Source organism: Gordonia sp. NPDC003376 (genome assembly GCF_053589235.1).
In genome coordinates this window covers 1-3455 of the sequence record NZ_JBSFRM010000056.1, presented here as the reverse complement: position 1 = coordinate 3455, position 3455 = coordinate 1, and the positions used below count along the sequence as shown (strand labels likewise).

At 62.5% G+C, this 3455-nt stretch carries 3 protein-coding genes; 1 reads left to right on the top strand and 2 read right to left on the bottom strand.

Annotated features, from left to right (window positions below):
* A partial coding sequence (locus ACWDUA_RS25495) for a hypothetical protein (protein ID WP_449753814.1) occupies nt 1-722 on the top strand: 722 nt, incomplete at its 5' end.
* A 399-nt stretch (nt 723-1121) separates the two neighbouring features.
* On the opposite strand, the gene ACWDUA_RS25490 is transcribed toward ACWDUA_RS25495, so the two are convergent.
* Nucleotides 1122-1688, bottom strand: a complete 567-nt coding sequence (locus ACWDUA_RS25490) for a helix-turn-helix domain-containing protein (RefSeq protein ID WP_449753813.1) — start codon at nt 1686-1688, stop codon at nt 1122-1124.
* 258 nt (nt 1689-1946) lie between these two features.
* A protein-coding gene (locus ACWDUA_RS25485; protein WP_449753812.1) for an IS3 family transposase occupies nt 1947-3223 on the bottom strand; the annotation gives its coding sequence in 2 pieces (ribosomal slippage) (nt 1947-2941 and nt 2941-3223; 1278 coding nt in all).
* Between the last annotated feature and the right edge of the window lie 232 nt (nt 3224-3455).

The following is a 3455-nucleotide window of genomic DNA, read 5'->3' as shown; positions in this document are numbered from 1 at the left end:
TTCGACACAACGAACACAAGGCGGGGACTTTCATCTGGCCACCACCGGGGACCTCGATCTGGCCACCAGTGGGGACTTTCTCATGGCCATTCACATGTACTGGTGTGTGGGTGTTCGCCGATTGCAACAAACACCCGTTCGAAGACTGGGTTGCCAGTTGGATCATCCTCAACCCCACGACACCTTTCGCTGAGCGTCTGCGCCGCCCTGACCTGGTCTTCACCCACCACACAGCCGCATCGATCCGCGAGCTGGGCACTGTCAACGCCTCTGTCGCGAGGTTCACCGGCAGCGCAGACCCCTTGATCGTTTCCCCGACCGGAGCCGGCGCGTTTCATGTGGTGACTGGCACGCCTGGTGAACACGGCCTCGACTGGACCTTGGTGGAGGGTGTCCCTGTCGCCACCCCTGCCCGCATCCTCAACGACCTCACAGCAGAAGGAATGGACGGCTCCCATCTCGGCACGGTGATCAGTGACATCCTCGCTCAACAGCTGCTGACTGCGGCGCAAGTCGGTGCGATCATGACCCGCTACTCCCAGCATTGGGGCTGGGATCACCTCAGTGGCGAGGAGATCGTTGACTTGCTAGTGATGAGCGATATCGATCAGGCAGCGCTCCGGGGCGGCACACCTAAGCTCGGGCGAGTTCGCAGCGCGGCGGATCACGTTGTAGTCCCTGACTGGATGGCGACCTTGTTGTGCTGTTCGATGCATCCATGATGGATGGTGATCCAACCGTTGCGGCGCTGGAGATTCTGCCCTGGGTAGCGCCTTCCGCATCCGTGGTACTTCCAGTCCAGTTTCCGGCCCCGCAGATGTAGGCGAGGTTCAGGCTCTCATGCTGAACGGCCCTGACCTCGAAACGTGGCTGACCGAGCGAGGAGTACCGGACCTTCGAGTCCACTTGTCCGCATAGCAATACCTGTAGGAGCAGCATCAGAGATCCCGACCAGGTGGATGACACGTGACGCGTAGTGGAGTGTGATCGGCGGTGGCAAGGATGGGGAGCAACGCGTCAAGAGCGCGGTGTCCAGGACAGATCTCGGTCGTTCTCGACGGACGAGCGTGGCGCGCGCGGTACACCATTCTTGTGGACACCTGTCACGGACCGTAGGTCGGCTACCACGCGACCGGAGTGAGTGCTCGAGCGGCGTTGATCACCGTGTCGATGTCACCGGCCGCGAGCAGGTCGACGGGGCAAGCATCCTCGAGGTCGACGTTGGGTCTGGTCACCCATGCGGTCAGGGTGATCACGTTGCCCGGGAATACGTCGAAGAGTTGGGCGAGTCCGTCCACGTGGCCGCGGACGGTGTCCGGTCGAAACTGCCACGTCGGTAGCTGCCATGCTCGGCCGTTCTTGATGGCGACCAGGTCGTGGTTGGCGATGCGATCGAGGACCGCCGGTAGGGACACGTTCAGCAGTGTCGCGGCAGTGTTGGTGCTGATCGATTCGCCGATCACCGCGCGGCGTGCGGAGTATTCGCGGCGCAGGATCTCGAGCGTGGCGGTTTTGTGGTCTTCGCAGGTGGGCGTGGGCCCCCACAGATCTGGGTCCAGTGTGTCGTTGGCGGCGGCATCGATGCTGCGAACGAACGCCTTCTTTGTCTCGTCGGGGATCTGTCGGAGGACGTCGGCGAGGGCTCGGTCGAAGGCGCTGGTGGAGTGATCGTCTTGTCGGTCTGACATGGGCGATTCCCGTCTCTGCGGCATGTACACGTTGCTGCCGAGTATGCGGCCTTGGCGGAGTTGTCGTAGCTCTTGTCTCTTCTTTCTGGTTCGGCCGCGTTTACCTTGGTCGCCGCGTCGGGTTCCCTGCCCTAGTCTGGTGTTGGTGGTTCAGCTTGCCGCGTGGAGGGTCGGGGTTCATCTCCGTGTGACCTGCGATCTTGCGGGAGACTTGCACCAGTGTGTACGAGATGAACCATCCCGGCGTTTCCGGAGACCTCATCTTGTGAGTGCTTCCTCCGGTCTGAGGGCACGTCTGTGATCGTAGTGGAACTGTTCAGCCTCGTCTGGGGTCAGGTCGTCGCAGTAGGTGTGCGGCCGTTCCTGGTTGTAGAACGCGACCCATTGCGCGGTCGCCAGTGACAGTTCGGTGACCCCGGGGAACCGGGGCTGGTTGTCGACGAGCTCGTTCTTGTAGTCGGAGTTCACCGATTCGGCCAGAGCGTTGTCGTAGCTGTCTCCAACACTTCCGACTGAAGCGGCGATCCCGGCCTCGGCGAGGCGCTCGGTGAACGCGAGCGCCGTATACTGCGAGCCAGCGTCGTTGTGATGGGTCAAACCGTCCAGATCCGTTACGCCAGAACGCATTCGGGCCGCGATAGCGTTATCGATGGCGGCGGTGACCAGGTCCGTCGTCATCTGTGAGGCGACCTTCCAGCCGACGATCTTGCGGGCGAACACATCGGTGACGAACGCCGTGTACGCCCACCCCGTCGCGATACGGCAGTAGGTGAAACCGGCCACCCATAAGCGGTTCGGTTCCGCCGCCCAGAACCGGCGATCGACCAGGTCTTCCGGCCGCTCGTGGTCATGGTTGGGGCGGGTGGTGTGCGGGCTCTTCTTCTTCAACGCGCCGTGCCACCCCATCTCCCGCATGAGACGCTCGACGGTGCAGCGGGCGACGTCAATTCCGTTGCTGCGCAACTTAATCCACATCTTCCGCGAGCCGAGAACCTGGTAGAGCTGCTGCTCCTTCCGGAGCGAGTAGATCGCGTCGATGACCTGCGCATCGGCGACCATACGTGCAGTGGGCTGCTTGTTGACGTGCTCGTAGTATGTGGATGGGGCGATGGGCAGACCGTGCTCGGTGAGCACTCGGCACATCGGATCGACTCCCCAGACAAGACCATCGCCGCCCACCCGGTTGCCCTGGTGAGCGGCGATGAACTCCACGATCAGCGGTGTGGCCGGTCGATCTCGGCCGCGAAGAAACTGGCTGCCGCCTTCAAGATCCCGTTGGCGCGTTTGAGTTCCGCATTCTCCTTCCGCAGGCGTCTGACCTCATCACCGTCGACCGCTGCCTCCGACACCGCAGCGGCTGCTTCGGGGACGTTGCGGACCCATTTGCGTACCGTCTCCGCCGACCCGATCCCGAGTAGGCCGGCGGTCTTGTTCATTGCCGCCCACTCCGTCGACCCGTCGGCCACCAACTGGGCCACCATGTCCACCGCGTCCCGCTTCAAATCAGCCGGGTACCGCTTCGTTCCTGATGCCATGGCATCCATCCTTCCGTGAGACACAGTCTCCGGAAACTCCGGGATGGATCAGCCCGCGCTTGACCGTGGATATAGGGACACGGCCAGACGAGCCTGGCAGCAGCGTTTCGATGCGTCAAAGCGGGCGGAATCCGGATGCACATGCCGAAGAACATTGATCCCGAGGTCAAGGCTCGTGCGTTACGGATGTTGGCCGAGCATGGCGGGGAGTACTCGTCGACGACGGCAGCAG

What these genes read in the sequence shown, in the direction of transcription:
- ACWDUA_RS25490 (WP_449753813.1), bottom strand. Translation starts at nt 1,688, where the DNA reads ATGTCAGACCGACAAGACGATCACTCCACCAGCGCCTTCGACCGAGCC.